21 protein-coding genes and 1 rRNA gene are annotated in these 25,243 nt (G+C 42.5%); 19 read left to right on the forward strand and 3 right to left on the reverse strand.

What is annotated here, in order from left to right:
• From rrf to E4K68_RS16160, 9 genes are all read left to right on the forward strand, one after another.
• A 5S ribosomal RNA gene (rrf, locus tag E4K68_RS16120) occupies positions 1-109 on the forward strand; the annotation flags it as partial.
• A gap of 442 nt (positions 110-551) precedes the next feature.
• Positions 552-1,247 (forward strand): protein-L-isoaspartate(D-aspartate) O-methyltransferase, encoded by a 696-nt coding sequence (locus tag E4K68_RS16125; protein WP_135379950.1) that lies wholly within the window; start codon positions 552-554, stop codon positions 1,245-1,247.
• Positions 1,248-1,541: 294 nt separating this feature from the next.
• Complete coding sequence (locus E4K68_RS16130) at positions 1,542-1,952, forward strand: 4Fe-4S binding protein (RefSeq protein ID WP_135379951.1); 411 nt, start codon at positions 1,542-1,544, stop codon at positions 1,950-1,952.
• Positions 1,952-3,703 carry an aldehyde ferredoxin oxidoreductase C-terminal domain-containing protein gene (locus tag E4K68_RS16135; protein WP_135379952.1) on the forward strand — a complete coding sequence of 584 codons (1,752 nt, stop codon included), beginning with the start codon at positions 1,952-1,954 and terminating at the stop codon, positions 3,701-3,703. The genes E4K68_RS16130 and E4K68_RS16135 overlap by 1 nt, the downstream gene beginning before the upstream one ends.
• Positions 3,704-3,903: 200 nt before the next feature.
• Positions 3,904-5,088 (forward strand): NlpC/P60 family protein, encoded by a 1,185-nt coding sequence (locus tag E4K68_RS16140; protein WP_135379953.1) that lies wholly within the window; start codon positions 3,904-3,906, stop codon positions 5,086-5,088.
• 509 nt (positions 5,089-5,597) lie between these two features.
• The gene (gene buk, locus E4K68_RS16145; protein WP_135379954.1) at positions 5,598-6,662 is read left to right on the forward strand and encodes a butyrate kinase; all 1,065 of its coding nucleotides are present in this window, start codon (positions 5,598-5,600) and stop codon (positions 6,660-6,662) included.
• Between the two features lie 29 nt (positions 6,663-6,691).
• Entirely contained in the window at positions 6,692-7,597 is a 906-nt protein-coding gene (locus E4K68_RS16150; RefSeq protein WP_135379955.1) for a bifunctional enoyl-CoA hydratase/phosphate acetyltransferase, read from the forward strand.
• Positions 7,598-7,737: 140 nt separating this feature from the next.
• Positions 7,738-9,474, forward strand: coding sequence for an indolepyruvate ferredoxin oxidoreductase subunit alpha (gene iorA / locus E4K68_RS16155; RefSeq protein WP_135379956.1), 1,737 nt, complete (start codon positions 7,738-7,740; stop codon positions 9,472-9,474).
• Positions 9,467-10,048: an indolepyruvate oxidoreductase subunit beta gene (locus tag E4K68_RS16160; RefSeq protein WP_135379957.1), complete on the forward strand. Its 582-nt coding sequence runs from the start codon at positions 9,467-9,469 to the stop codon at positions 10,046-10,048. The genes iorA and E4K68_RS16160 overlap by 8 nt, the downstream gene beginning before the upstream one ends.
• Positions 10,049-10,877: 829 nt before the next feature.
• On the opposite strand, the gene E4K68_RS16165 is transcribed toward E4K68_RS16160, so the two are convergent.
• On the reverse strand, positions 10,878-12,053 hold the full coding sequence (locus E4K68_RS16165; protein ID WP_135379958.1) for a pyridoxal phosphate-dependent aminotransferase: 1,176 nt from the start codon (positions 12,051-12,053) through the stop codon (positions 10,878-10,880).
• A gap of 38 nt (positions 12,054-12,091) precedes the next feature.
• Entirely contained in the window at positions 12,092-13,069 is a 978-nt protein-coding gene (locus E4K68_RS16170; protein WP_135379959.1) for a D-glycerate dehydrogenase, read from the reverse strand.
• A 196-nt stretch (positions 13,070-13,265) separates the two neighbouring features.
• Between E4K68_RS16170 and E4K68_RS16175 the strand changes: the two genes are divergently transcribed.
• The 10 genes from E4K68_RS16175 (at position 13,266) to E4K68_RS16220 (ending at position 22,973) form a co-directional block, all read left to right on the forward strand.
• A complete protein-coding gene (locus E4K68_RS16175) occupies positions 13,266-13,943 on the forward strand; it encodes a GntR family transcriptional regulator (RefSeq protein ID WP_135379960.1) in 678 nt (225 codons plus the stop codon).
• 221 nt (positions 13,944-14,164) lie between these two features.
• Entirely contained in the window at positions 14,165-14,728 is a 564-nt protein-coding gene (locus tag E4K68_RS16180; protein ID WP_135379961.1) for a chromate transporter, read from the forward strand.
• Entirely contained in the window at positions 14,715-15,266 is a 552-nt protein-coding gene (locus E4K68_RS16185) for a chromate transporter (protein WP_135379962.1), read from the forward strand. Before E4K68_RS16180 ends, E4K68_RS16185 begins: the two co-directional genes overlap by 14 nt.
• 203 nt (positions 15,267-15,469) lie before the next feature.
• The gene (locus E4K68_RS16190; protein WP_135379963.1) at positions 15,470-16,339 is read left to right on the forward strand and encodes an SDR family oxidoreductase; all 870 of its coding nucleotides are present in this window, start codon (positions 15,470-15,472) and stop codon (positions 16,337-16,339) included.
• Between the two features lie 293 nt (positions 16,340-16,632).
• Positions 16,633-17,631 (forward strand): 4Fe-4S binding protein, encoded by a 999-nt coding sequence (locus E4K68_RS16195; RefSeq protein ID WP_135379964.1) that lies wholly within the window; start codon positions 16,633-16,635, stop codon positions 17,629-17,631.
• Between the two features lie 172 nt (positions 17,632-17,803).
• Positions 17,804-19,048: a hypothetical protein gene (locus E4K68_RS16200; RefSeq protein ID WP_135379965.1), complete on the forward strand. Its 1,245-nt coding sequence runs from the start codon at positions 17,804-17,806 to the stop codon at positions 19,046-19,048.
• A gap of 517 nt (positions 19,049-19,565) precedes the next feature.
• A complete protein-coding gene (locus tag E4K68_RS16205) occupies positions 19,566-21,140 on the forward strand; it encodes a methylenetetrahydrofolate reductase C-terminal domain-containing protein (protein WP_135379966.1) in 1,575 nt (524 codons plus the stop codon).
• A 97-nt stretch (positions 21,141-21,237) separates the two neighbouring features.
• Positions 21,238-21,555: a hypothetical protein gene (locus E4K68_RS16210; protein WP_135379967.1), complete on the forward strand. Its 318-nt coding sequence runs from the start codon at positions 21,238-21,240 to the stop codon at positions 21,553-21,555.
• 308 nt (positions 21,556-21,863) lie between these two features.
• On the forward strand, positions 21,864-22,736 hold the full coding sequence (locus E4K68_RS16215) for a ComEC/Rec2 family competence protein (RefSeq protein WP_135379968.1): 873 nt from the start codon (positions 21,864-21,866) through the stop codon (positions 22,734-22,736).
• 15 nt (positions 22,737-22,751) lie between these two features.
• Complete coding sequence (locus tag E4K68_RS16220; RefSeq protein ID WP_135379969.1) at positions 22,752-22,973, forward strand: DUF3006 domain-containing protein; 222 nt, start codon at positions 22,752-22,754, stop codon at positions 22,971-22,973.
• A gap of 127 nt (positions 22,974-23,100) precedes the next feature.
• Here the strand turns inward: E4K68_RS16220 and E4K68_RS16225 are convergent, their stop codons facing one another.
• Positions 23,101-25,194: a glutamine synthetase III gene (locus E4K68_RS16225; protein WP_135379970.1), complete on the reverse strand. Its 2,094-nt coding sequence runs from the start codon at positions 25,192-25,194 to the stop codon at positions 23,101-23,103.
• Between the last annotated feature and the right edge of the window lie 49 nt (positions 25,195-25,243).

The following is a 25,243-nucleotide window of genomic DNA, read 5'->3' on the forward strand; positions in this document are numbered from 1 at the left end:
TCATGCCGAAGGGGTTCCACCCGTTCCCATACCGAACACGGAAGTTAAGACCTTCAGGGCCAAGAATACTTGGGGCGCAGGCCCCTGGGAACGTAGGTCATCGCCAGGTAACCAGCAAAAAGACTATCTCTAACGAGGTAGTCTTTTTGTGTTAGAACGAACGATTTTCAAGCATTTAAACGTCTATGGGGTCGAGGTTCCACCCCTTCGATCCACACGGCTGGAGTTTTCGCTACAAAGTATTCCTTTTAGTTGGTGGCTTCGGCAATACATACAGGGACAATCATTACAGATCAAATTCTGCTCAATCAAGAATAGAAATTCAACATAAGGGAAGCATGGAAGTATTAACGAAATGGTAGCAACTTTGCATATGTAACAGCCGCTGTTGCCGAAGTTACTGAAGGTTGATCTTAAAGAGGGTTAGAAAAGCAAAATTGCTGAAGGGGTACAAAAAGCGAGATTTTCAAACGTCTTCTGCTCTATGGAAAGGTTTAATCTACGTCTGTTCTATTCGTTATCAAAAACTTAAAGTAAGGGTGAGAAAATACTTGATTAAAGATTATAATAAAGGTGATTTAGACGAACGACTAGCAGAACGTGAGTGGATGGTTCAAACTCAAATTATTGATCGAGGTATCACTGATGAGGCGGTAATTAATAGTATGCTCATTGTTCCTCGGCACAAGTATGTTATGGAGGATAAGCAAGCGTACGCGTATTATGATACCGCCTTAAAAATTCAAGCGGGGCAGACGATCAGCCAGCCGTATATTGTGGCCCTTATGGCACAGGCCCTAGAGTTGAAAGCGGGTGATAAAGTATTAGAAATAGGAACGGGTTCCGGTTATTCCACGGCTATTCTATCCCGCATGGCCGTATGCATCTATACAATTGAACGCCATCACTTACTGGCCAATCAAGCGAAGGACCGGTTTCAGAATCAGGGTTATGAAAACATTGAAGTACATATTGGGGACGGCACTCTTGGATGGAAGGAAAAAGCGCCTTTTGACGCCATACTTGTTACGGCGGGAGGCCCCGTGGTTCCGGATTCCTTAATCAATCAATTAGCCATTGCTGGACGTTTGGTTATTCCGGTAGGGGATAAGGGAGATCAAAGGCTTTTGCGTGTTACTAAAACAATGACCAGTGAACTAATAGAAGAAAACTTAGGGTTGGTACGTTTTGTTCCGCTGATTGGAACAAAGGGCTGGAGTGAACTAAACAACATGAACTTAGAATGAATTTTGATAGAATGACCTCGGTCATATGTCATCGCCAGTTAAACAGACAAAGAGACTACCTTTTTCAAGGTGGTCTCTTTGTCTTTAACATTGCGCTTTGAAAAACCGAGGTCAATCCCTATATCTAAAATTTTGAGATGGTGATATATAATAACTATTTAGAACAAATACATTGAGATCATTGGCGAACTCAAATGACAATAAAATTAATCTCAAACAGCATATGACTAGGAGAAGTGGAAAGATGTGGCGAATAACTAAATTTAGAGACTGTTGTAAGGAAGGTGGTAAAAAATGAAAGTACTAAAAGCAGTCGAAATGAACCGATGTATTGGCTGTTTATCATGTATGATAACTTGTGCTACAGTGAACCAGCAAGATCATTCCATATTGAAAAGCGCCATACGCATTAAAACTAGCGGAGGGTTAACTGGCAAATTTATGGCGATCGTCTGCCAAGCATGCAAAGATGATGTGCCATGCGCGGAAGTCTGTCCGACAGGAGCACTTGTACAACGCAAGGGCGGAGGGGTTTTGTTAGATAAAGAAAATTGTGTAGGATGCGAACACTGCGTTACAGCGTGCACAGTCGATGCTATTTATTTCGATCACAGCACGAAACTACCTATTGTGTGTAAGCATTGCGGAGTATGTGCACGATTTTGCCCACATGGTTGCTTGCAGTTGACAGAGGAGGTTCAGTGATGTTATACGAAAACTCCATTAAAGTTCTATACATAGACCTCTCAACAGGTAAGATTGAAATAAAACGGCGTACTGATATGGCCGGGTATCTCGGCGGAGTTGGTGTTGCTTCTAAGTTGCTAGAGGAAACAATGAGACCGGAACTTTCGCCATTGGCTGCCGAACAGCCCATGATCTTGGCAATTGGTGCAATCTCTGGAATTTACCCACTCATTACTAAGACCGTGGCAATGTTTATTTCACCATTGACTGGGGAATTGGGGGAAAGTTACGCTGGTGGTAGACTAGCCTTGACGTTGTCAATGGCTGGATATGATGCAGTGGTGATTCATGGCAAAGCTCCCCGCCCTTCTTACATTGTCATCGACGGTGGCAACATAGAAATTAAAGATGCCCGTCCGATATGGGGAATGGATTCGGATGTCGTTGGCCAGTTCATTCGGGATCATGTAAAAGGAAGCGGAAAGCGTAGTATTTTAAGAATTGGGCCTGCAGGGGAAAAGATGGTTAAGTTTGCAAGTGTTTGCGTTGATACCTATCGGCATTTTGGACGGCTCGGTCTTGGTGCTGTGATGGGAAGTAAACACGTCAAAGCTATTATTGTTACAGGTGATAAGTCCACTAAAATCAAAGAGTATAAAGACTATTTCCGTGTATACCAATCTATTTTCAAATCTGTCACTGAGACAGATCTTATGGCAAAATATCATGACTTAGGGACATCGATCAATGTTGAGGTAATTAACGCATTAGGCGCCTTGCCTACAAAAAACCTAACAGAGAGCCACTTTGATGGTGCAGAAAAGATAACTGGGGAAGCCTTCGCCAACAATCATCTCGTCCGTAAGATGGCTTGTACTGGTTGCCCCGTTGGATGTATCCATATTGGCCAATTCCGACAAAAATTTGACGATGGTTATGACTATGAATCGCTGAGTGTCGCATACGATTATGAGCTAATTTATTCGCTAGGCACATTACTCGGCGTCAGCAAGACGGATGAAGTATTACATCTCATTGAAGCAGTCGAAAAAACAGGCATGGATGCCATTTCTACTGGCGTCGCACTGGCGTGGGCAACGGAAGGTTTTATGAAAGGCATTGTGACTGTAGCTGAAACCCTTCTTCCTTTAACATTTGGAGATTCAAAAATTTATTATCAGGCCATCCTGTATTTAGCAAACCGGAAAAATGACTTTTATCGAGTTCTGGGAGAAGGAACCCGATCCGCAGGGGCTACGTATGGCGGCAAAGAGTTTGCACTTCAGGTTGCAGGTAATGAAATCCCAGGGTACCACACAGGGTACGGTAACTTAGTGGGGCTTACTGTAGGAGCACGGCACTCACATTTATGCAATGCCGGCTATGCAGTTGATCAATCCATCTCAACATTTGATGAGAACAAAGCCGTTGATGCTCTCTTCATGGAAGAACTTGAGCGATGTGTTTTAAACTCACTCGTTATCTGCCTATTCGCTCGTAAAGTGTATAATCGGGAAACTGTCTTGAAAGCCCTCAATGCTACTGGCTATGTTCTTACCGATAACGAGTTGACAACAATTGCAAAACGGATTTACAAGACTAAGCTAGGCATCAAAGAAAAACTAGGGTTTGATCCGCGACAGGTGGTATTACCAGAACGATTTTTCAAGACTCCAAGCATACATGGGACACTTGATCCATTAATTGCGGAACGAATGATTAATAGGTATGTGGAAAAGTGTTTGTTATTATTATCCGAAGAAAACTAATGCCGAAGTCCTATCCATCATTTTGTTTGCCTCGACAAGCGCTTTTATTATATGACAAGCCCTTCAAGAACACTTTATGAACATTGATTTGGTTTGCCCTTTACGCTGTTGAAATCTAATTTCCGTTGAATTAAACAAGGAATTTCGGCATTTGTGGCGAATTAAGTATAAAAAGAGTGTAGTTGAGGGGTTTAACAATAATGAACAGTGTACGTCTGAAACCGAAATCAGCCTTAATCAGTATCGTCATAGGAGCTATTCTCTTGGGAGGGTCATCGATCCCGGCAAGGGCCGACGATTTACAGCAACAGCTTGATCAGTCCCAACAACAAGCCAATCAATTAAAGGGAAACTTGAATGCTCAGAAGGACAAAGTATCGGATGCTACGGCACAAGTTTTAGCATTAAAGCAATCCGTACAAGCACTGAATAATAGTATTGCACGTGAGCAACAATTGCTCACCGAAGAACAAAATCATCTTAAGGGGTTGGAAGAGCAGCAACAGAAACTTGAAGATCAGCGTCAGGAGCATATTAAAGCCTTGGGGCAATTCTTGAAGAGTAACTATGAAGATGGTATAACAACTTACTTTGCTGTGTTATTTGATGCCACTAGTTTATCCGACTTTATTGACCGTGCGGATAAGATTCAGATGATCGTAGGTACATACAGTAAGCTTCAAAATGACATCGCAGTTCTTAACAAGAGTATGGAAACCCAAATGGGACTCATTAAACAAAAGAAGGAAACCATTCAATCTACGATACAGGATAAAGCGAACACTCAGCAGTCCGTGCAACAAACGCTAAACAAGCAACAAACTGTCTTGGCTCAATTAAGTTCAGAAGAAAAAGTAACCTTGAATGCTTCTGTAGCTGCCCAAGCAAAGGTTAGCCGGATACAAAAATTGATTCAGCAAGAAGCATTTGAAGCAGCCAATGCAGCTAAGGGATCTGATCAATCCTCAGGAACAAATTATGGCGGAGGGGTTGCGGGTACTGTTACAGTTTCAGGGGGAGCGCAACAGATCATTAGCTTTGGGGCTCAGTTCTTAGGTACGCCGTATGTCTGGGGAGGCACAACCGCATCGCCTGGATTTGACTGCTCAGGGTATGTACAGTATGTGTACCGCCATTTCGGGATATCACTGAGTCGAACGTCCGAACAACAGTATTCAAATGGAGTCTACGTCTCACGGTCGGATTTACGACCAGGTGATTTAGTGTTTTTTCACACATATTCTTCAGGCGCTTCTCACGTTGGAATTTACGTTGGAAACAATACCATGATCAATTCGTCCTCAGGTGGTGTTTCTTACGATGATATGACAAACTCTTATTGGGCAACGCGGTACCTAGGCGCGCGGCGCGTTATTGCTTCTTAAAACGAGCTAAAAGGGCTGTAACTCAATTTGTTTCCAGTTTGTTATAATCTTGTTCTGTTTGAGAACTTCATTTAAGTTAATATAAGTTCGAGGAGGATTATTCACTACTTTTTAGGTGAATAATCCTCTTTTTGAGAGACTAGCATAAGGAACTAGCATTTTGAGGAACTAGGACTTTTGCTATCAGTGATTGTTTTCTCGTTAGTATATTTAGGTAGATGGGGTAAATAGTTATTCTGTTAGGAGAAAATCAAAAATAGCTTTCGGCAGCAGAATCATCAATAGGGTTTTTATAATTTTGACATAGGTCGCGCTCTTTTCGGACATGATTTGAAACAATGGTTCATTGTATAATTGTTCCACAGATGATGCAGAGCCTGCCACGTAGAAACGTAAGATCGAGACGAAAGTGCCGTTATAAGCTGTCTTATCAATCGTTGATGATAGATTAAATTTGTTTTTTTATGATATAATTAGACAGCACATGCTGCACAATAAGGGGGATCTGTTTGAAAGTACTCGCCATTAATCCTGGTTCAACGTCGACGAAAATCGCTGCCTATGAGAATGAAGCTTGTCTTTGGAGTCAATCAATTGATCATCCAACGATTGAAATCAACGCCTTTGCGCGTGTGCCTGATCAATGTGACTACCGAATTGTCCAAATTTTAAACTTGCTTGACGATAAAGCTACACCATTGAATTCATTTGATGCCGTAGTGGGAAGGGGGGGTATGCTAAAACCCTTAGTTGGAGGAACCTACTTGGTGGATGAATCTCTGGTTAAAACTTTGCGTAACGCACCTGGCGGCGAGCATGCTTCAAATTTAGGTGGGATTATTGCATATTACTTGGGACAGAGAATTAATGTTCCTGTCTACATTGTGGATCCTGTTTCCGTTGATGAAATGGAGCCATTAGCACGCCTTTCTGGACTTTCTGAACTGCCTCGTTTGAGCCAATCTCACGCATTAAATATGAAGGCAGTTGCCCGTAAGGTGGCGCGTGAGATGGGGAAATCTTATCAGACTATAAATTTGATTATTGCACATTTAGGTGGAGGAATTTCTGTGGCCCCGCATCGACGTGGCAAAATGATTGATGTGAATAACGCTAATAATGAAGGCCCTTATTCAGTCGAACGATGTGGCACATTGCCCAGTAATCAACTTGTTAAACTTTGCTATTCCGGCAAATATTCACAAGAGCAGGTGCTTACTAAAATACTGAAAGAAGGCGGCATGTTTTCTTACCTTGGGACAAAAGATGCGCGAATGGTGGAAAAACGAATGAACGATGGAGACCCAGATGCTAAGCTAGTACTCGAAGGTCTATGTTACCAAGTAGCTAAGGAGATTGGTGCTATGGCGACTGTGTTAGCAGGGGACGTCGATCAAATTGTGCTTACTGGGGGACTTGCTCATTCTGAATTTATTACTCAGGAGATTATTCGACGTGTGTCTTTTATTTCCCCCGTTGTGGTACTCCCTGGCGAAGAAGAAATGGAAGCACTGGCTTTGGGTGCGCTAAGAGTTCTTCGAAGTGAAGAGAAAGCGTTGACCTATGGAGCATAACAGTGTTTCGATAAATGGGGTGTAAAGGAATGCGTTTTAGCGGATTTGATTCACTTGTTGACAAAGCAAAGAGCATGGGTAGGGCAAAAGTTGCAGTGGCAGTTTCTGAGGACAGAGAGGTTCTAGAAGCAATTAAATTAGCAGAACAGGAAGGGTTAATCTCCCCTGTTCTTGTCGGCGATCGTGAGCAGATTAGGCGTTTAGCCGATGAAATTGGGTTAGATATAGTAGGAACTGAAGTAATTGATGAGCCCATTCCGGGGGTTGCTGTTCATAAAGCGGTCGATGCTGTGGTTAATGGACAGGCCCATTTTTTGATGAAAGGTCAAATTAATAGCTCGGATTTTCTTCGTGCCGTGTTACGAGCCGAAAAAGGGTTGCGAACTGGACGTTTACTCAGTCACATTTCGGCATTTCAAGTCCCTGGTTTTTCTCGGTTACTGTTTGTGACCGATGGAGGGATGAACATTGCTCCGAATTTGACGCAGAAGAAGGAAATCCTCGAAACCAGCTTACTGTATTTGAAGGGCATCGGAATGGATTTGGTAAAAGTGGTTGTTTTAGCTGCCAATGAAGTGGCAAATCCAAAAATGCCAGTGACGATAGATGCTCAAGCATTGGCAGAAATGGGCCGAGCGGGAGAATTTCCAGGGGCGATTGTAGAGGGCCCGTTGGCGCTTGACGGAGCTGTGAGTGCGACTGCCCTAAAGCATAAGGGAATTTCCAGCGAGATTAATGGGGATGCCGACTTGATCTTGGTGCCTACGATAGAAGTGGGAAATGCCTTGGGAAAATCGATGGTTTATTTTGCTGGAGCAACAATGGCGGGGATCGTTCTTGGAGCGCAAGTTCCGATTGTATTAACGTCGAGAAATGATACCCCAAGAAGCAAATTAATGGCTCTGACTATGGCCGCACTCAATCGACCAGAGTGATCAGAGCACAGGGGCGTGTATCTTTAATAAAGAACCTACTGGCCTCTTTACAGTTTTCTATTTTTTGAGTTAAAATGCTTACATGTACTGGGTTTAGAAATATTTTGCTTATTTCGACTAAGGGGGGAGACTAAAAAGGCATGAAAACATTAATGACAGGCAATGAGGCAATTGCTCGGGGTGTCTACGAATTTGGTGTCAGCGTTGCTGCAGCCTATCCTGGTACACCAAGCACGGAAATTCTCGAAAATATTGCAAAATACCCAGAAGTTTATTCTCAGTGGTCGCCTAATGAAAAGGTAGCAATGGAAGTAGGCATAGGCGCAGCCATTGCTGGTGCGCGCTCTATTGTTGCCATGAAAATGGTTGGGGTTAATGTAGCCGCCGATCCGCTTTTTACCGTAGCTTACACCGGAATTCGTGCTGGCTTAGTCTTGATTTCAGCAGATGATCCTGGAATGCACTCTTCACAAAACGAGCAAGACAATAGACTATACGCGGCGTTTGCCAAGATACCGCTCTTAGAACCCTCAAACTCCCAGGAGGCTAAAGACATGGTTGGCTTGGCTTTAGAAATTTCCGAAACCTTTGATACCCCGGTTATGATACGGATTACGACTCGGATAGCTCACTCCCAAAGTTTAGTAGAGCTAAATGATCCCATTGAACGAGTTGTTAAGACCTATGAACGAAACCCACGTAAATACGTCATGCTTCCAGGGAATGGACGAGCCCGGCGTTTAGTCGTAGAGGAAAGGATGCATAAACTGGCTGACTATACCGAAACGGTGGCAGTCAATAATATGGAGCTGCAAGACCAATCCATTGGCATCATCACATCAGGGATTTCCTATCAATATGTCAAAGAGGCTCTTCCCACTGCTTCTATTCTCAAATTAGGATTAACCAATCCTTTGCCGTCAGGCTTAATCAAAGAGTTCGCTGCAAAAGTAGATAGACTTTATGTTGTCGAGGAATTAGAGCCTTATATAGAAAAGGAAGTCCGCATCTTGGGTATCAACGTCATAGGGAAAGAGCTCTTTCCTCCTTACGGCGAACTTTCCGTTCGTATGGTATCGGAAAAAATTAGCGGCCAACCTGGAATAACGGTAGCCCCAGCCTTTGACTCTCCAATTCGTCCACCAGTCATGTGCCCTGGTTGCCCACACCGCGGAATATTTTACACCCTAAAACAACTTAAACTCGTTGTTTCTGGTGATATTGGCTGTTACACTCTCGGAGCGATGGCTCCACTCGAAGCAATGGATACTACTATCTGCATGGGGGCCTCAATATCTGCAGGCTTAGGAATGATTAAGGCCCATCCGGAAATGGCCGATAAAATGGTCGCTGTGATTGGCGATTCAACCTTTTTACATTCGGGTATTACCGGACTAATGGATGTAGTTTATAATGGCGGAAATCTAACTACTATCATCCTAGATAACTCCATCACAGCCATGACAGGGCATCAGGAAAACCCGTCTACAGGCAAGACTCTCATGGGTCAGCCAGCTCCTCAAGTCGACTTTGTTTCTTTGTGCAAAGCCTTGGGAGTAAAGCGAATTACTGAGGTCGATCCTTTTGATCTGAAAACAGTTAAAGAAATTATCAAGACCGAAGTAGCCGTTCCCGAACCATCAGTGATTATTGCAAGGCGTCCTTGTGCTCTTATTATCAAAAATACCGAAAAACCTCTACAAGTTGTAGATTGCAACGGCTGCAAAGCGTGCTTAAAACTTGGTTGTCCAGCAATCTCTTTTGATGAAGAAAACAAAACCGCCCAAGTTGACCAAGCACTATGTAATGGTTGTGGATTATGTATTAATGTGTGCAAATTTAATGCCTTGCGAAAGGCCGGTGATGGTAATGTCTAAAATAATTAATGTATTACTCGTGGGAGTCGGTGGGCAAGGAACAATTTTGGCCTCAAAAATATTAACCCATGCCGCTATTGCTCAGGGTTACGAAGTCAAAATGTCAGAAATCCATGGTATGGCTCAACGAGGTGGATCAGTAGTAACTCAAGTCCGTATGGGAGAAAACGTTTACTCTCCGGTCATCGAACCAGGAGAAGCAGACTTTATCGTTGCCTTCGAGCAGTTAGAAGCTTATCGGTGGGCTCACTTCTTAAAAAAAGATGGCGTCTTAATCGTTAACACCCAAAAGATAGTCCCTTTGCCGGTACTCATCGGAGCCGCAACTTACCCGGACAGTATCCTTGACGACCTTAAAGGTCGAGTCGGTCGTTTTGTCGAATTGGACGGATTAAAATTAGCTTCCGAAGCTGGTAATGCCAAAGCCACAAATGTTGTGCTAATGGGGGTCCTCTCCAAATATATGGAATTTTCGGAGGATTTCTGGCAAAATGCCCTTGAGGCAAGGATCCCAGCCAAGTTGCTGGAATTAAATAAGAAAGCCTTTGCTTCTGGGATCGCCGAGGCAAAGTGAACACATTCAACTAAAGTTGAACACTGAGGCTTGGGTAGAACATTCTCAGCGGATGATACTTTAAGGTCCTTGTACTTTCTATGATGGTTTCCATGGAGATTATCGTAGAGTACGGGGTACCATTCCCAGTTAAAGAAGTAGGAATCTCATCGATGGATAACCTGTACTGATTATTTTGACAATATCAACTTTCGATAACTAGTTTAAGAGTTATTCTGAATAAAGTCGTTGCGTATTCTTGCGAAGCGACCTTTTCGTTTAATGCTCAGCTACGGCTCTTTCAAGGATCTTCTTTAGCACCATATACTCTACCACTTTCCCTTGGGACAGAAGCCTTAATTCTTTTATAAACTAATTTTAGTTCAATCGCTGATCCAAGTTCAAATAAATTAATTAAAGATTTAAGTATGGTTGTAAGACAGTATTAACTAGCATACAGCCAAGTCTGGTAGGCCCGAGACGAGGGGGGCAGTCCTTTTAACACTTATAATGTGTCAAAAGGACTGCCCCCCTCGTCTCGAAGATTGAGGACAATCAGAAAAGTTGTCCAGGTTACATCTTATATGGTACCTATTCTTTTAGATTGATTACTTCTTCCGAATCCTCTTGAGGAACATGGTCATGTAAACGTCCTGCACGTCGGACCGCTTCCCGAAGCAAAAACTCAATGTGCGCATTGACACTTCTGAGTTCATCCGCTGCCCAGCAGGGGCCTTTCTTTCACATGGCTCTAGTTTGACTGCTTTTAAATTCTTAATGTCTAACCAGAAAATTAAAATTGGTTAGTTATTAGTTATAGGAAACAAAAATAAATTTAATGGAGATTGAACTATCTCATTTTGCCTAAAGCTGTTTCAATACGGTCTAAAGCTTCTTGGATATTGGCGACCGAATTTGCATAAGAGAAACGAAGGTAGCCTTCGCCGTAGGAGCCAAAAGCAGTGCCTCCTAAACAAGCGACTCCGGCATCGTTTAAAAGATAGTCAGCGATTTCTTTACAGTCTTTGCCGAACGATTTAAAATTGGGGAATACGTAAAATGAACCCTCTGGCAAGATACAGCTTACTCCAGGAATAGAGTTTAAGCCGTTAACCATAATGTCGCGGCGTTTCTTAAATTCAGCAACCATAGAATGGACTTCGTGTTGGGGTCCTGTAAGTGCTTCTTTACCAGCCATTTGAGTCGAAGCAGAGGTACAGGAGTTTGAATTGACCATCAGTTGGGCAATCCGATCCGCTATTTCCGGGTGCATCACTCCATAACCTAATCGCCAACCAGTCATGGCATAGGTCTTGGAAAACCCGTCTAAGATGATGGTCCAATCCTTCATACCTGGTAAGGAAGCAATGGACAATGGGTGTGTATCACCATATACAATCCGATCATAGATCTCATCGGATAGAACGAGGATTTCTTTACCTCTTACCAAGTCTGCAATGGCTTTAATATCTTCATTCGTGAGCACTCCACCGGTTGGATTGCCTGGTGAGTTAATAATGAGCATTTTAGTCTTGGGTGTAATTAACTTCGCAAGGTCCTTGACGTCTAAGCGAAACTTATTTTCTTCTCGAAGAGGGAGGGGAACTGGGATTCCGCCCACAAAGCGAATTACGGATTCATAAATAGGAAAGCCGGGGTTTGGATAGATTACTTCATCCCCAGGATTCACAGTAGCCATTATCGAGAAGAACATGATGGGCTTTCCACCGGGGACGATGACAACATCATCCGCGGAAGCGTCGACATTTTTATGGGAGCGGATGTATTGAGCAATCGTTTCCCTTACTTCCTGAATACCTGGGGCAGGAGTATAGTGTGTATACCCGCTGGTTAACGCCTGACACGCGGCATCAATGATATTTTTTGGAGTGTCAAAGTCCGGTTCACCGATTTCTAAATGGATGATATCTTTCCCTTGTGATTCAAGTTTTTTAGCTTTTGCTAAAACTTCAAAGGCAGTTTCTGTACCGAGTAAGGACATTCTATCGGCAAAGATATTTTTCATTTTAAACATCCCTTTCTTTTTTGAAATTTGGTCTGAGATTACGATTTGTAAACTTCGGGGTTGAGACAATTCGGGGGAAGTTCTCCTCTCATGGCCGCTAAGATGTTGGACACAGCGATGGTGCCCATTTTGGTGCGGGTATCAATCGTGGCACTGGCGATGTGTGGACAGAGGATGGCATTGTTGAGCTCTTTAAGGCCTTCCACAAGCTCTGGTTCAAATTCGTAGACATCAAGCCCTGCTCCCCAGATTTCCCCTGTCTGTAAGGCTTTGACGAGTGCTAGTTCGTCTATGACAGGACCGCGGGAAGTATTGATAAGAATCGCTGTTTTTTTCATAAGTTTTAACTCTTTTTCGCCGATCAAATGGTGTGTTTCGGGGAGAAGTGGAGTATGGATCGAAACAAAATCCGATTCTTTGAGAAGCGTTTCTAGATCGACGTATTGACCGTCGGTTTCTTGTTCAAATTGGGGATTCGCAGCTGTGCTAGTGTAGAGAACTTTTATATCGAAGGCTTTTGCCCTTTTGGCAAAAGATAAGCCTATTCTTCCGGCGCCGATGACTCCCACCGTTTTGCTCATGACGTCCTGCCCTAGAAAGAGCATTGGCCCCCAACCGTCAAATTTACCCATCCTTGTGTATTTATCCGATTCTGCGACTCTCCGAGCAGTGGAAAACAATAATGCCCAGGCCATTTCAGCAGTGGTATCAGTAAGTACACCGGGGGTGTTTGAGACCATAATTCCTCGTTCTGTGGCGGAGGGGATATCTATGTTGTTATAGCCGACCGCATAGTTCGCAAATATTTTGGCGCCTTGAGCTGCATCCATTACCTCAGCATCTATAGGGTCTGTTAGTAAACTTAACACGGCATCCCTGCCCTTAACATTTCCCAAAAGTTGTGGTTTTGTCAGAACTTGGCCCGTGCGATTGACTTCAATGTCGCAATGTTCTGCGAGCATATTTAGTGCTGGTTCAGGAATTTCGTTCGTGACATAAACGTTCCACCTACTCATTTTCTGCCTCCCACTCTTTAGTCTAATAGATAATAATTATAAGGGTATTATACCAAAAGCCTTGAGTATTATTACGTCATTTATAATTAAATATTAACGGTTTTTGGTATACCGTATACTACTTTTTCTTGCTTTTTTGTTCAAACGAATTATACTTGATTTATGATGGATATAAATCTAAAAGGAGAGAGGGCAAGTGGAATATCAATTTTCACCTATTAAATTCAATGACATGAGCCATATCCGTGATTCTGTGTTTTCAATTCTGAGAAATGCAATTCTTGATAAAAAACTTAAACCAGGGCAAAGGCTCGTGGAACGCACGATTGCAGAACAACTTGGGGTTAGCAGAACTCCAGTGCGCGAAGCAATTCGTAAGCTCGAATTAGAACGGTTAGTCACGCATATTCCTAGAAAGGGGGTCGTGGTTTCAGGATTCACTAAGGAGGATATTATGGAGATTCTGCTCATTAGAGCATCCTTGGAAGCCCTAATTTGTAGTATTGCTGCGACAAAAATTAAACCTAAAGACGTGGAACGGCTTCAATCCCTTGCTAAGGAGATTTTAGAGGAACACGAAAATGAAAATTTCACAAGGTCCAACAAATTAAACGATAAGTTTCATGAGATCGTCTACAGAGCTGCGGAAAGCCCAAGAGTGTACAATTTATTCAATACGTTACGCGAGTATATTACCAAATTTACACAAGTGGCTTATTATAAACCTGGTCGACCTGAAGAAGTATGGATTGAACATAGTGAGATCATTCAGGCGTTGCGAGACCATGATAAGTTGAGGGCTGATGCCGCTGCGAAAAGACATGTTGAGAATTCTAGTAAGGCGTTTTTGGAAATGGCCTCTTGGGATAAATAATTGTTTTCACCGAATTAATTTGGTATACGGTATACCAAATTAATTAGAAACGAACAATGGATAAACTAGATAATAACTAATAGATTTAGAACTATATAAAAGAATAATAAGAAGAATAAATAAGGAACGGTAGCTAGGAAACTTAAAAGACTATGGTTAGATCGAGTAAATTAGTAAAAGTACGCGTTTTTAAGTAAAGCTTAGAGAAAGTAGGAGAATACATGAACATATTTCTAGAGATGTTCATTACCTTTTTCAAAATTGGTTGTTTGGCCTTTGGCGGAGGGTATGCTGTTATAGCCATACTTCAAAAAGAAGTTGTCGAATTAAAGCAATGGGTGGGCAATGATGAATTGACAGATATTATGGCTATTTCCCAAACCCTGCCAGGGATCATCTTTGTCAATTCGGCGACGATGATTGGCTATCGAAGAAAAGGTATTCTAGGCGCGATCGTTGCCACGTTCTCGTCCATCCTTCCAACCTTTTTTTTGATACTGATCCTGACCTTTGTGATATGGGGCTTCACGGATAATATCTTTGTCCACAAAGCTTTCACGGGAATTCTCCTGGGCGTCACTGCTTTGATCCTTAATTCTGTTAAGAAAACCTGGAAGACAGCAGTCAAACATTACTCAGACATCGTCTTGGCTCTCTTGGCGACTGGCCTTTTACTCTTTACAAGTGTTAACGTTGTTTTTATTCTTCTGCTTATGGCGGGGCTGGGCTTTGGTCGAAATATGTATTTCATGAAGGCAGGAGGCAAGCAAAATGAAGCTCTTTGAATTATTTCTCGTATTTTTAAAAATTGGGGCTGTTAGTTTTGGCGGCGGTTACGCCATGATACCATTTTTTGAGACAGAAATGGTATCCCATAAGTGGGTATCATTGACTGATTATGTCAAAGTTATTGCTATTGCACAGGTTGTACCCGGGCCTTTTGCCGTAGATTCATCGTCTTATATCGGCTTTAAAGTAGCAGGCATTCTTGGTGCATTGATTGCTACCATAGCCCTCTGTATTCCGTCATTTACTGCTTCTGTAATCATCACCAAATTCTATGCTCAGTTTAAAAAGAACAAGTATGTAAATGCCCTTTTAATGGGTGTGAGACCGGCTGTACTTGGTCTCCTTATCAGTGCTGCCTACATAATTGGAATTAAACCTTTGTTTCAGGTAAATAATACCATCATATCTTTAACAATGCTGAAAGCTATTATTGTGATAGGTATCGGATATTATATACTAAACCAGAAAAAAATCAAAGTAGGTACATTCACGTTTATGGCTGCTTCAGCGATAATCGGTATAGTATTATTCTGATAAGCCTACGCCTTAGAAGTCTCAATTAGGCTAGGTAAACTTACACTGCCTGTGCCTTGTGCCTGACTCTACGGCATGGGCTATTTTTCTGCCTATTTTAATAAAGATTAGGCATCTAATTGCGGAAAAATAATGAGTATAAATATCGGAAATAGGTCATTTTAATATAGAATTTTAGTGTAAATAACAAGGAGTGAACATATATGAGCCAGGCGAAAACACCTCAACCAACGTTTCCTGCACAACAACAGGGGCAACAACCGGGTCTGGAATCGCTGATGAATCCGTTACCTGTCGCTGAAGATCCAGCGTATTTGGGAGGGTCAAAACTAACAGGGAAAACTGCGATTATCACCGGAGGAGACAGCGGAATCGGTCGTGCCGTGTCTATTGCCTTTGCCAAAGAAGGGGCCGATGTCATGTTGGTCTATTTGAATGAACATGGCGACGCTCAGGCAACAAAAGCACGTGTGGAACAATTGGGGCGCCGTTGTACGGTTTTGGCTGGCGACATTGGAGATGAAGTATTCTGTCAGGAAGTGATCGATTATGCGCTTCAGAACTTTGGCAAACTAGATATTCTAGTTAATAATGCAGGAGAACAACATCCTCAAAACAGTTTGCTTGATATAACAAGTGCTCAGCTTGAAAGAACCTTTCGCACCAATATTTTTGGCTACTTTTACTTAACAAAAGCGGCGTTACCCCATCTCAAATCAGGCAGCGTAATTATTAATACAGCATCAATAACAGCGTATGAGGGGCATGATCAATTGATTGATTATGCTGCGAGCAAAGGAGCTGTCGTTTCCTTCAACCGTTCCTTATCAGAATCACTTTGTAAATTAGGGATTCGAGTCAACGGAGTTGCTCCCGGTCCGATCTGGACTCCATTAATTCCGTCTACATTTCAAGCGGAGCATGTTGCAAATTTCGGAAGCACAACTCCTATGCAACGAGCTGGGCAACCGAAGGAACTAGCACCAGCTTACGTTTTTCTTGCTTCAGATGATTCCTCTTATATGTCAGGCCAGATACTTCACATTAATGGGGGCACCATTATTAACTCGTAGCCAATCCCAAATTCGAAGAATCGAGAAAAACTGCAGGACTGGTTCCTGCGGTTTTTCTCGTATGCCTAATTTCTTTCTGTAGACAAGTTGATGATTGTAATTTGTCATTTCAAATCGTGATTAAGATCACATTATTACACTTGATCATTCATTATACTGGTAAAGTACTTCTCGAAATCCAATTAAAAGCAGTTCTTGATTTTAACCCGAAGTGTTATAGTATCATAGTATTAGTTACATGCATCGAATGATAAGATTTATACTAAAAATATTTAAAAAGAGAGGTGGTTGCAATGTTTTCCAAATTTAATAAATATTTTTCGTTAAGGAACGTTGTCCAGTTTATGTTTGCTTTCCTTGTTCTTTATATTGGCATGGTTTTTGTTGCTTTTATCGGAAATATTGATAATAATACTTTACCAGTCGTTAATCGGCCTGCCGGGGTTGAAGCCTTTTTGCCGATTAGTGCCTTAGTTGGACTAAAGGCTTGGATCGCGACAGGGGTTTTTGACTCTATCCATCCTGCAGGTTTAATAATTTTGCTGGCAGCTGTCACAGTATCCTTGTTGATTAAAAGGACCTTCTGCTCTTGGATCTGTCCGATCGGGACGCTTTCTGAAGGTCTGGCGAAAATCGGACGACAGCTGTTTGGACGGAATTTTATCATGCCTAACTGGTTGGACAATGTTCTCAGATCTGTCAAGTACATCATTTTGTTCTTTTTCTCCGCTGCTATCATCTTCGGAATGAGTGGGTCTGAAGCTTCATCATTCCTACAAACGCCTTACAATATGGTGTCAGATGTTAAAATGCTTAGGTTTTTTCAAAATCTGAGTATAGTGGGAATGAGCATAATTGGAGTATTAGTATTTCTTTCGATGCTCTTTGAAAATTTCTGGTGCCGTTATCTATGTCCTTATGGTGGGCTGTTGGGGCTCTTTAGTATATTAAGTCCGTTAAAAATTACTCGAAATGAGTCTTCCTGTATTCAGTGTGGGAAATGTACAAAAAGTTGCCCAAACCGCATTAATGTTGAAGTGGCGAAGAGGGTTTGGTCCCCTGAGTGTACAGGGTGTTTAAAATGTGTTGATCAATGTCCGGTCAAAGAAACCTTATCGTTTAAATCGTCGAGGAAGCATGGAACTCTCTCTCCACAGATACTCGCCCTTTCAGTGATTGGTCTTTGGACTTTAATTATAATTGTTGGCAAAATGACAGGGCATTGGGAGACCAATATAACAACGGAGATGTATAGAAAACTTCTTCCTCTAGTCGATCAAATAGGACTCTAACTGTGTATGTGTTTGAAATCCAAACCACGCCACTCGTTTGAATGTAAGCGGGTGGTGTTTTTTGTGCTCAGAGGAAAAAGGAATTAGTTTAATCAGAATTATAAGAATATTCAGTTGACCAAAGAGGCCTTTGCTGATATACTATTATCAATAAACGAGAGGAGGAATGGCAATGTCAGATCACAATTCACATCCACGTTGGGGTCAACCCTTATCCGGCATTATTGCAACGGTCTCTTTCTTACTCATCGCACTAATAACTTGGTACATTTTTGCATCACCCCATGGAATTTTTAAGTACTACGAACACCCTATGCTTGAGTTTTTAGCCTGGATGATTTTGGTGGGTCTTTGGCAACATATGATATTTGGGGATTGGCCATTCGCGAAGCTAAAACCAATAACACGAGGAATTGTTGAGATTGGGATCAACATTGTCATGACCTATGTGATAATCCATGGGATTTTTCAGGGTTTTCTCGGCAAGCTTATCCTTCCGCTGTGGAGCGTTGAATCCTTAGTTGCTCGGGGAATCACTGAAGAACTAGCTAGAGAATACGTAGGGGGAGCTCTGACGATGTTCGTGCTAATGGGCTTTTTCACCTATGCGTTCTGGACGATTATCTTCCATAAGTGGCCTTGGGGAGGAAAGCTGACCCAGCCGGCTTTAGGTCTAGCAGAGTGGTGTCTTACCACGGTCGTGACGCTCTTTGCCTATGGGATGCTGATTTACCCATTTTATGTAAGTGTAGTATTTAAGCAACCGCTTGCTGCTGCTGCTCCCTGGTGGGGTGCAATTGATGGTGTATCACACTTGAATTACGTCGTTGGTATCTGGGAATGGATGGTTGTTTACCTTTTTATGACTGCAAATGTTTGGTCTGGGAAACCGTGGAATCTTGTGAAAAAGCAACCTTGGAGTGGGTTATTTGGCTTAGTTTCGATTATTCTCTTAGCCTTTGTAACGGTCAAGGTTTTGATGTTTGGGATGGGAGCAGTATGGGGTGCTGTGGATCCGAAGTCGGCTGACGGGCCTACATCTTTAGTATGGCGTTATTATCACACCGCGACGATAGCTGGGTTTACGTTATTTGTATTTTTGATCTGGAATCATTATTTTGACAACTGGCCTCAGAAATGGGGAAGCTTTATTGGGTGGATCGTTCGTACTGTCGGTGTATTTGCAATTGCTGCGGTTCAGTATTTTGTCTATTACATGGTATGTTTGCCTTTGCTTGGACTCAAGCCTGAGCTTTCTAATCATGTCAACAAACCCTTAGTATGGTTGTTCTGGGCGATTATTCCGCTACTTTTTAATGATTGGTTCATGGGGAAAGTCCCCTTTTATACATCGACAGCTCATGAAGTGACAGTGGCTGACTCATCAAACTCTAAATCAGGTTCTACGGGAGTTTAATTGAGAACAGAAAATTGGTTAAAGTCGGAGTGGTAATGTTTATGCATTCTACTCCGATTTTTGTATGCCGTTCGCCACTGAAAAAGTGTTTTTGAATATTAAATATGTTAATCTCCGATCTCTTAATTCGCTGTGAATAAAGACCATCGAATACGAAAAAAGAAGGGGTGTGCGAAATTAATGTTTTTACGTCGATAAATAATATGTTCGGGTTTGAGGAATGTTTCTGTGCTATGATAGTTCTAGATAAGCATAGAATACATCGATCAGGCTCTTAAACCCGATGAAAATTGTTATTACAGAGCGTACACTGTGAACGATAACCTTGAGAAATATCAAAATTATATGTTCTGAAATGTACTAGCTTTTTCATATGATAACCTGAAGCATTAAGTTTATTGAATATTATTAGAAAAGACTGAAAAATGACTTAAAATATTGTCTAAAAAAGGGTATAATGAATTAAGATAAAGGACAATGTCCTAAACGAATGGATAAAAGGGAGAGGGATTGGGGAATGGAAAACAAGTTCAAAGAGTCACTACTTGACAAAAACACGCTATCTGTGACATGGGAACTCGTACCGGGTAGGGGGGCAAACGAAAAGGCCCAGGAAAGTGCTATCTTCTCAGCGGAACAAGCGGCTAAGGGTGGCAGAATCCATGCACTCACCATTACCGATAACCCTGGAGGTAATCCAGCAATTCTCGCAGATTATTTAGGAATGGAAATCCTGAAAATGGGGATTGAGCCGTTAGTACATTTTACCTGTAAAGATAAGAATCGTAATCAAATGGAAAGTCAATTGTATGCTTTAGATCGTGCAAACGTTCGTAATCTCTTAGTTATGACTGGGGACTACACGGTTTCTGGGTTTAAAGGGCGTCCAAAGCCAGTCTTCGACCTGGATCCTTCTAATACCTTGCAATTAATATCTGATATGAATAAGGGCTTAGAAGTTGCGGGCATGAAAGGACCTACCTTTCACAAGCCCAGTGACTTTTTCGCTGGGGCGGCCGTTTCTCCCTTTAAGTCTACTGAGGCTGAACTCATGGTTCAGTATTATAAAATGAAAAAGAAAATTGCTGGCGGTGCTCAGTTTATCGTCACACAACTCGGATATGATGCCCGAAAGTTCCATGAGGTGCTACAGTTCCTAAAGGTTAATAAATTAGATATTCCTGTGGTTGGAAATATTTACATTCTCCCCTTCGGAGCAGCTAGAGTCATGAATCAAAATCAGTTGCCTGGTTGTGTTGTCACAGATAAACTTTTAGCCGAACTCGATGCGGAAAAAGTTGCCCCGGATAAAGGGGTGGGTGCACGGTTGTTGAGGGCAGCCAAAATGTACGCGATCATGAAAGGCATGGGCTTTGCCGGGGTTCATATTGGTGGGCACAATATTAAGTACGAGCAAGTCGAATACGTTCTTGACAAAGGGGAAGAACTAAGCAAGAACTGGCAGGATTTAGTTCGGGAATTTGATTATCCACAGACGGACGGATTCTACTACTTTGAAAAAGATGAAAAGACGGGTCTGAATACCGATCGACCAGCAAACCGTAACAATCGCCCTTTAGATGCACCGGCTAATGTGGGCTATACGATGATGCGGGGAATGCATAGTCTCATGTTCACACCTGACAAGAAACTCTTTCCTATGCTTCGCAAGATGTATTCTTCAGTAGAGGGCAAGAAGAATACCGAAAAGAGACTACATGCGATCGAACATATTTCAAAGGTCGTCATGCTTGATTGTAAAGATTGTGGAGATTGTGCTATTTTGGATTTGGCCTATCTTTGCCCTATGTCCCAGTGCCCAAAAAATCAACGAAATGGGGCTTGTGGCGGGAGCTTAAATGGCTGGTGTGAGGTTTATCCCAATGAAAAAAAATGTGTCTGGGTAAGAGCGTATGCCAGACTCAAGAAATATGGGGAAGAAGCAAACTTGGATGTTCCTCCAGTGCCACCCGCCAATTGGGATTTCTATCAGACGTCTTCTTGGTCTAATTTTTACTTAGGAAAAGACCATTCGGCACCGTTGTTAGGCATTAAGCGACCAGTGAACAAGGTATCGGAAACAAAAAAATAAGAGTAGCCTATAGTTTTCACTTGTGCTATAGTTTTTTATATAAGACCGCTTATGCGAACGTTTCAATTAGGAAATTATGGTTTTGGAGGAGCATTACATGGCAACAGGAATTGTACACAGCGGGATCTGTGGTTTTACTATCAATGTAAAAGCAGTAAGCGATGCCAATCATAAAGTAACATTAGAAATTACCAGTGATTGTCCGAACTATCAAAAGATTGCACAAGAATTAACAGAAGTAGATGCCTACAAAGAAATTTTCAATAAACTCCATCAAGGAACAGTTTATCAAGTGTTTGCCAAATATAGCCCTCATCCCAGTTGTCCAGGCGTTTCCGGAATATTAAAGACGGTTGAAGTGGCAGCAGGTTTGGCTTTGTCGCAGAACGCAAGTATTAGTGTAACGAAGGAATAACGAATAACGTATAGAAGAGACCCATTGACGATTGTTGGATCGTTAGTGGGTCTCTTTTAAATGTTTCTTCATAGGATTACAGGAAAAGCTTCGTACAAAGTAGAATTGAGAATAAAATAAATCAATAGAAGGTTTTGTTGTTAAATCATGGTTCAATTTTGGAGGGGAATGATGAACTCTTTTGTAGCTAACATCTTCAAACCTATCCTAGAGAGGAAAAGAAAAGATTATTGATAAGTCTTAACAAATTCATGTCGCTTTGCTATGCTATACTGAATTGCTAAAGAGAAACCAGGAGGAAATGTGACATGAAAAAGAGAGTTTGGGCAGGGATCCTATTGCTAAGTGCCATGTTGCTAAATACGACAGCTTGTTCAAAGGGAGTACCAACGTCGGCAGTGTCTGAACCAGTGTCATTATCAGGTAAATTGACCGCTACCTTTATTGATGTGGGCCAGGGAGATGCTACACTTATTCAGGCCCCAAGTGGAAAAGTCCTCCTCATCGATGGTGGACCAAAGGATGGGGAAGTTGCTGTTTTGTCCACGTTAAAATCAAAAGGGATTAGACAACTCAGTATTATCGCGACTCATGAAGATGCAGATCATATAACGGCACTTGATAATGTTGTTAATACTTATGATGTTGATAAGGTCTACTTACCGAAGATGCCAACGAAGGCAACGGTCACTATGGAACGATTCGCGAATGCAGTGAAGACTAAGGGGCTTAAGTTCACCTCTGCAAAGGCTGGAGTTTCCGTGGATTTAGGGGTTGGGGTGACTGCAGTCCTCCTCGCTCCAGTCAAAGATACCTACGATCAAGATAACAACTACTCAGCCGTCCTCAAAGTAAGTTACGGCGATACTTCGTTTCTGTTCACTGGGGATGCCGAAGGAGAAAGTGAAAGGGACATGATTGCCAGCGGGGCGAATTTAAAAGCTACAGTTTTAAAGGTGGGGCACCATGGCAGTCGATCCTCGTCGACAGATCCTTTCATGAAGGCGGTATCACCGAAGTATGCTGTCATTGAAGTTGGACCTAATAGCTATGGGCATCCTACATCGACCATCTTGAATCGTCTAAGCTCTTCAGGGATTAAGACGTATCGTACGGATCAGCAGGGGACGGTCACGGCTGTATCAGACGGAAAAAGTGTAACCTTTACAACCGAAAAATAAGATAAGCAGGTGAAGATGATGCTTGTGGTCTTTGAACGGGAAGAAGACAACCACAGAGCAGTCCTAGAACGAAGCGATGGAACCACCTTCGATGTGGATCGCGCTCAGCTTCCAAAGGCTGCTAGACCAGGGGATAGCTTGGATATTCAGGGTGATGGCAAGATTGTCCTAGTTCCAGAAGAAACGCAAAAGCGAAAAGACCGTGTTCAGAAGCTAATGAATGAATTATGGGAATAGGCGTAAAAAGAGGATTATTCACCGCTTTGTTGGTGCATAATCCTCTTTTTTGGTACAGTGCACATCACCTTGAGAAAATCTAAGGGGATGGTGCGCCTCTTTACCAGGTGAATGATCAGGGATGAGATTACAGCATGAATAACATTTGTGAATAGGTGGGAAGTGGCCATTGATCAGCATCAATAATTGTTTCTAGTTTATCTCCATCCGTTCGGAGAGCTTGCATAGCTTTGAAAACAACGTCGCGATAGTAAACGCCATGCGCATAAGCTTCGGTGGTCATTGTAGCGGCTTCGTGAGTTACTTTTTCTAAATTGATTAAGTTAGCGTTGAAGGAAACCAAGGTGGAGCAGAGATCTTTGAGGAGTTCTGCTTGTACTGAAATATCCACGGCGCTTGAGGCAGATTTAATGGCAGTAATAGAATTCGCCAGTTGGGTTGAATACTTGACTGCCGACGGAATGATCTGATGTTTAGCCATGTCAATCATCGTTAGAGCTTCAATGTTAATTTGTTTGCAATATTGTTCTAAATTAATTTCGTAGCGAGATTCTAACTCGGTGCGGTTCAACACTTTATGTTTCTCATACAATTCAACCGTGGATTCGCGCATTAGAACTAGAGCGGCATCAACTGTTGAGCTGATATTGGGGAGTCCTCGTTTAGCGGCTTCTTCGACCCATTCATTCGAATACCCGTTGCCATCAAAGAGGATACGTTTGTGGTTCGTTGCTGTTTCTTTGAGTAGCGCTTGAAGAGCTTGATCGAAGTCGGGTGCTTGTTCTAGACAATCTGCGAATTGAGAGAGAACTTCTGCAATAATGAGGTTGAGTACAACGTTAGGGCCAGAAATCGATTGAGAGGAGGCAACCATCCGAAACTCAAATTTGTTGCCGGTAAAGGCGAAGGGGGAGGTACGATTTCGATCGGTTGAATCCTTACGAAAGGCAGGTAATGTCTTAACGCCACTTGCCAACCTTTCTCCTTGGAGAGACCTGTTGAGCCCACCGTTTTGTAACTGTTCAAAAATATCCGTGAGCTGGTCGCCTAAGAAGATAGAAATAATGGCAGGTGGTGCCTCATTTGCACCAAGACGGTGGTCATTACCGGGATTAGCTGCAGATACCCTAAGCAACTCTGCGTAATCATCCACTGCTTTGATGACAGCAGATATTATGGTAAGGAATTGGAAATTTTCGTGGGGATTTGGACCGGGATCGAGGAGGTTCATCCCATCATCTGTCGACATCGACCAGTTGTTGTGTTTACCTGAACCGTTTACACCCGCAAAAGGCTTTTCATGAAGCAAGCAGACTAAATCATGACGGAGGGCTACTTTCTTCATGCTATCCATAACGAGTTGGTTATGGTCAGTGGCGATGTTTGTCGTTCCGAAAATGGGTGCTAGCTCGAACTGCCCAGGAGCGACTTCATTATGTTGTGTTTTAGCAAGCACACCTAGCTTCCATAATTCAACATTTAAATCATGCATAAACGCAGCAACCCGCGTTTTGAGACTTCCAAAATAATGATCTTCCAGCTCTTGACCCTTAGGGGCCATGGCCCCGAACAGAGTTCGACCGCTAAGCATAAGGTCCAGCCGTTTGTCGAAGAATTTTTTGTCAACAAGAAAATACTCTTGTTCTGCTCCGACTGTGCTTGTGACATGAGATGTTGTCGTGTTGCCAAAAAGTTTCAATACGCGCAAAGCTTGTTTAGAAAGCGCTTGCATGGAGCGAAGAAGCGGAGTTTTTTTGTCAAGAGCTTCCCCAGTGTAAGAGCAGAAGGCGGTGGGGATGCATAGTGTTAAGGCTCCAGCATCCTCTTTGAGAAATGCGGGGGAGGTGCAGTCCCAGGCCGTGTAGCCTCTCGCTTCAAACGTGGCGCGAATTCCGCCACTGGGGAAGGAGGATGCATCAGGCTCGCCTTGAATTAGTTCTTTACCGGAGAATTCCATAACTACGTGACCATCTTTAGTAGGCGAGATAAAAGAGTCGTGTTTTTCTGCCGTAATTCCAGTCAAGGGCTGGAACCAGTGTGTAAAGTGTGTCGCTCCTTTTTCGATTGCCCAATCCTTCATGGCATTCGCTACGATTTCAGCGACTGAGGGATCAAGAGGAAGTCCCTGCTCAATCGTTTTATGTAGAGATTTGTACGTTGCCTTCGGTAAACGTTCTCTCATTGCTGCATCATTAAAGACGTTTTCTCCAAAAATTTTCATTATTACTACCCCTTTCATGACTTCGAACCTTAAAGAAACAAAAAGACCC

It is taken from the genome of Desulfosporosinus sp. Sb-LF (assembly GCF_004766055.1).
In the GTDB taxonomy this organism is placed as follows: domain Bacteria; phylum Bacillota; class Desulfitobacteriia; order Desulfitobacteriales; family Desulfitobacteriaceae; genus Desulfosporosinus.

Bases quoted from the DNA above. Each gene is read 5' to 3' on its own strand.
- E4K68_RS16130 (WP_135379951.1), top strand. From the start codon at position 1,542: ATGAAAGTACTAAAAGCAGTCGAAATGAACCGATGTATTGGCTGTTTA.
- E4K68_RS16135 (WP_135379952.1), top strand. From the start codon at position 1,952: ATGTTATACGAAAACTCCATTAAAGTTCTATACATAGACCTCTCAACA.
- E4K68_RS16140 (WP_135379953.1), top strand. From the start codon at position 3,904: ATGAACAGTGTACGTCTGAAACCGAAATCAGCCTTAATCAGTATCGTC.
- E4K68_RS16150 (WP_135379955.1), top strand. From the start codon at position 6,692: ATGCGTTTTAGCGGATTTGATTCACTTGTTGACAAAGCAAAGAGCATG.
- iorA (WP_135379956.1), top strand. From the start codon at position 7,738: ATGAAAACATTAATGACAGGCAATGAGGCAATTGCTCGGGGTGTCTAC.
- E4K68_RS16160 (WP_135379957.1), top strand. From the start codon at position 9,467: ATGTCTAAAATAATTAATGTATTACTCGTGGGAGTCGGTGGGCAAGGA.
- E4K68_RS16165 (WP_135379958.1), bottom strand. From the start codon at position 12,053: ATGAAAAATATCTTTGCCGATAGAATGTCCTTACTCGGTACAGAAACT.
- E4K68_RS16170 (WP_135379959.1), bottom strand. From the start codon at position 13,069: ATGAGTAGGTGGAACGTTTATGTCACGAACGAAATTCCTGAACCAGCA.
- E4K68_RS16180 (WP_135379961.1), top strand. From the start codon at position 14,165: ATGAACATATTTCTAGAGATGTTCATTACCTTTTTCAAAATTGGTTGT.
- E4K68_RS16185 (WP_135379962.1), top strand. From the start codon at position 14,715: ATGAAGCTCTTTGAATTATTTCTCGTATTTTTAAAAATTGGGGCTGTT.
- E4K68_RS16190 (WP_135379963.1), top strand. From the start codon at position 15,470: ATGAGCCAGGCGAAAACACCTCAACCAACGTTTCCTGCACAACAACAG.
- E4K68_RS16195 (WP_135379964.1), top strand. From the start codon at position 16,633: ATGTTTTCCAAATTTAATAAATATTTTTCGTTAAGGAACGTTGTCCAG.
- E4K68_RS16200 (WP_135379965.1), top strand. From the start codon at position 17,804: ATGTCAGATCACAATTCACATCCACGTTGGGGTCAACCCTTATCCGGC.
- E4K68_RS16205 (WP_135379966.1), top strand. From the start codon at position 19,566: ATGGAAAACAAGTTCAAAGAGTCACTACTTGACAAAAACACGCTATCT.
- E4K68_RS16210 (WP_135379967.1), top strand. From the start codon at position 21,238: ATGGCAACAGGAATTGTACACAGCGGGATCTGTGGTTTTACTATCAAT.
- E4K68_RS16215 (WP_135379968.1), top strand. From the start codon at position 21,864: ATGAAAAAGAGAGTTTGGGCAGGGATCCTATTGCTAAGTGCCATGTTG.
- E4K68_RS16220 (WP_135379969.1), top strand. From the start codon at position 22,752: ATGATGCTTGTGGTCTTTGAACGGGAAGAAGACAACCACAGAGCAGTC.
- E4K68_RS16225 (WP_135379970.1), bottom strand. From the start codon at position 25,194: ATGAAAATTTTTGGAGAAAACGTCTTTAATGATGCAGCAATGAGAGAA.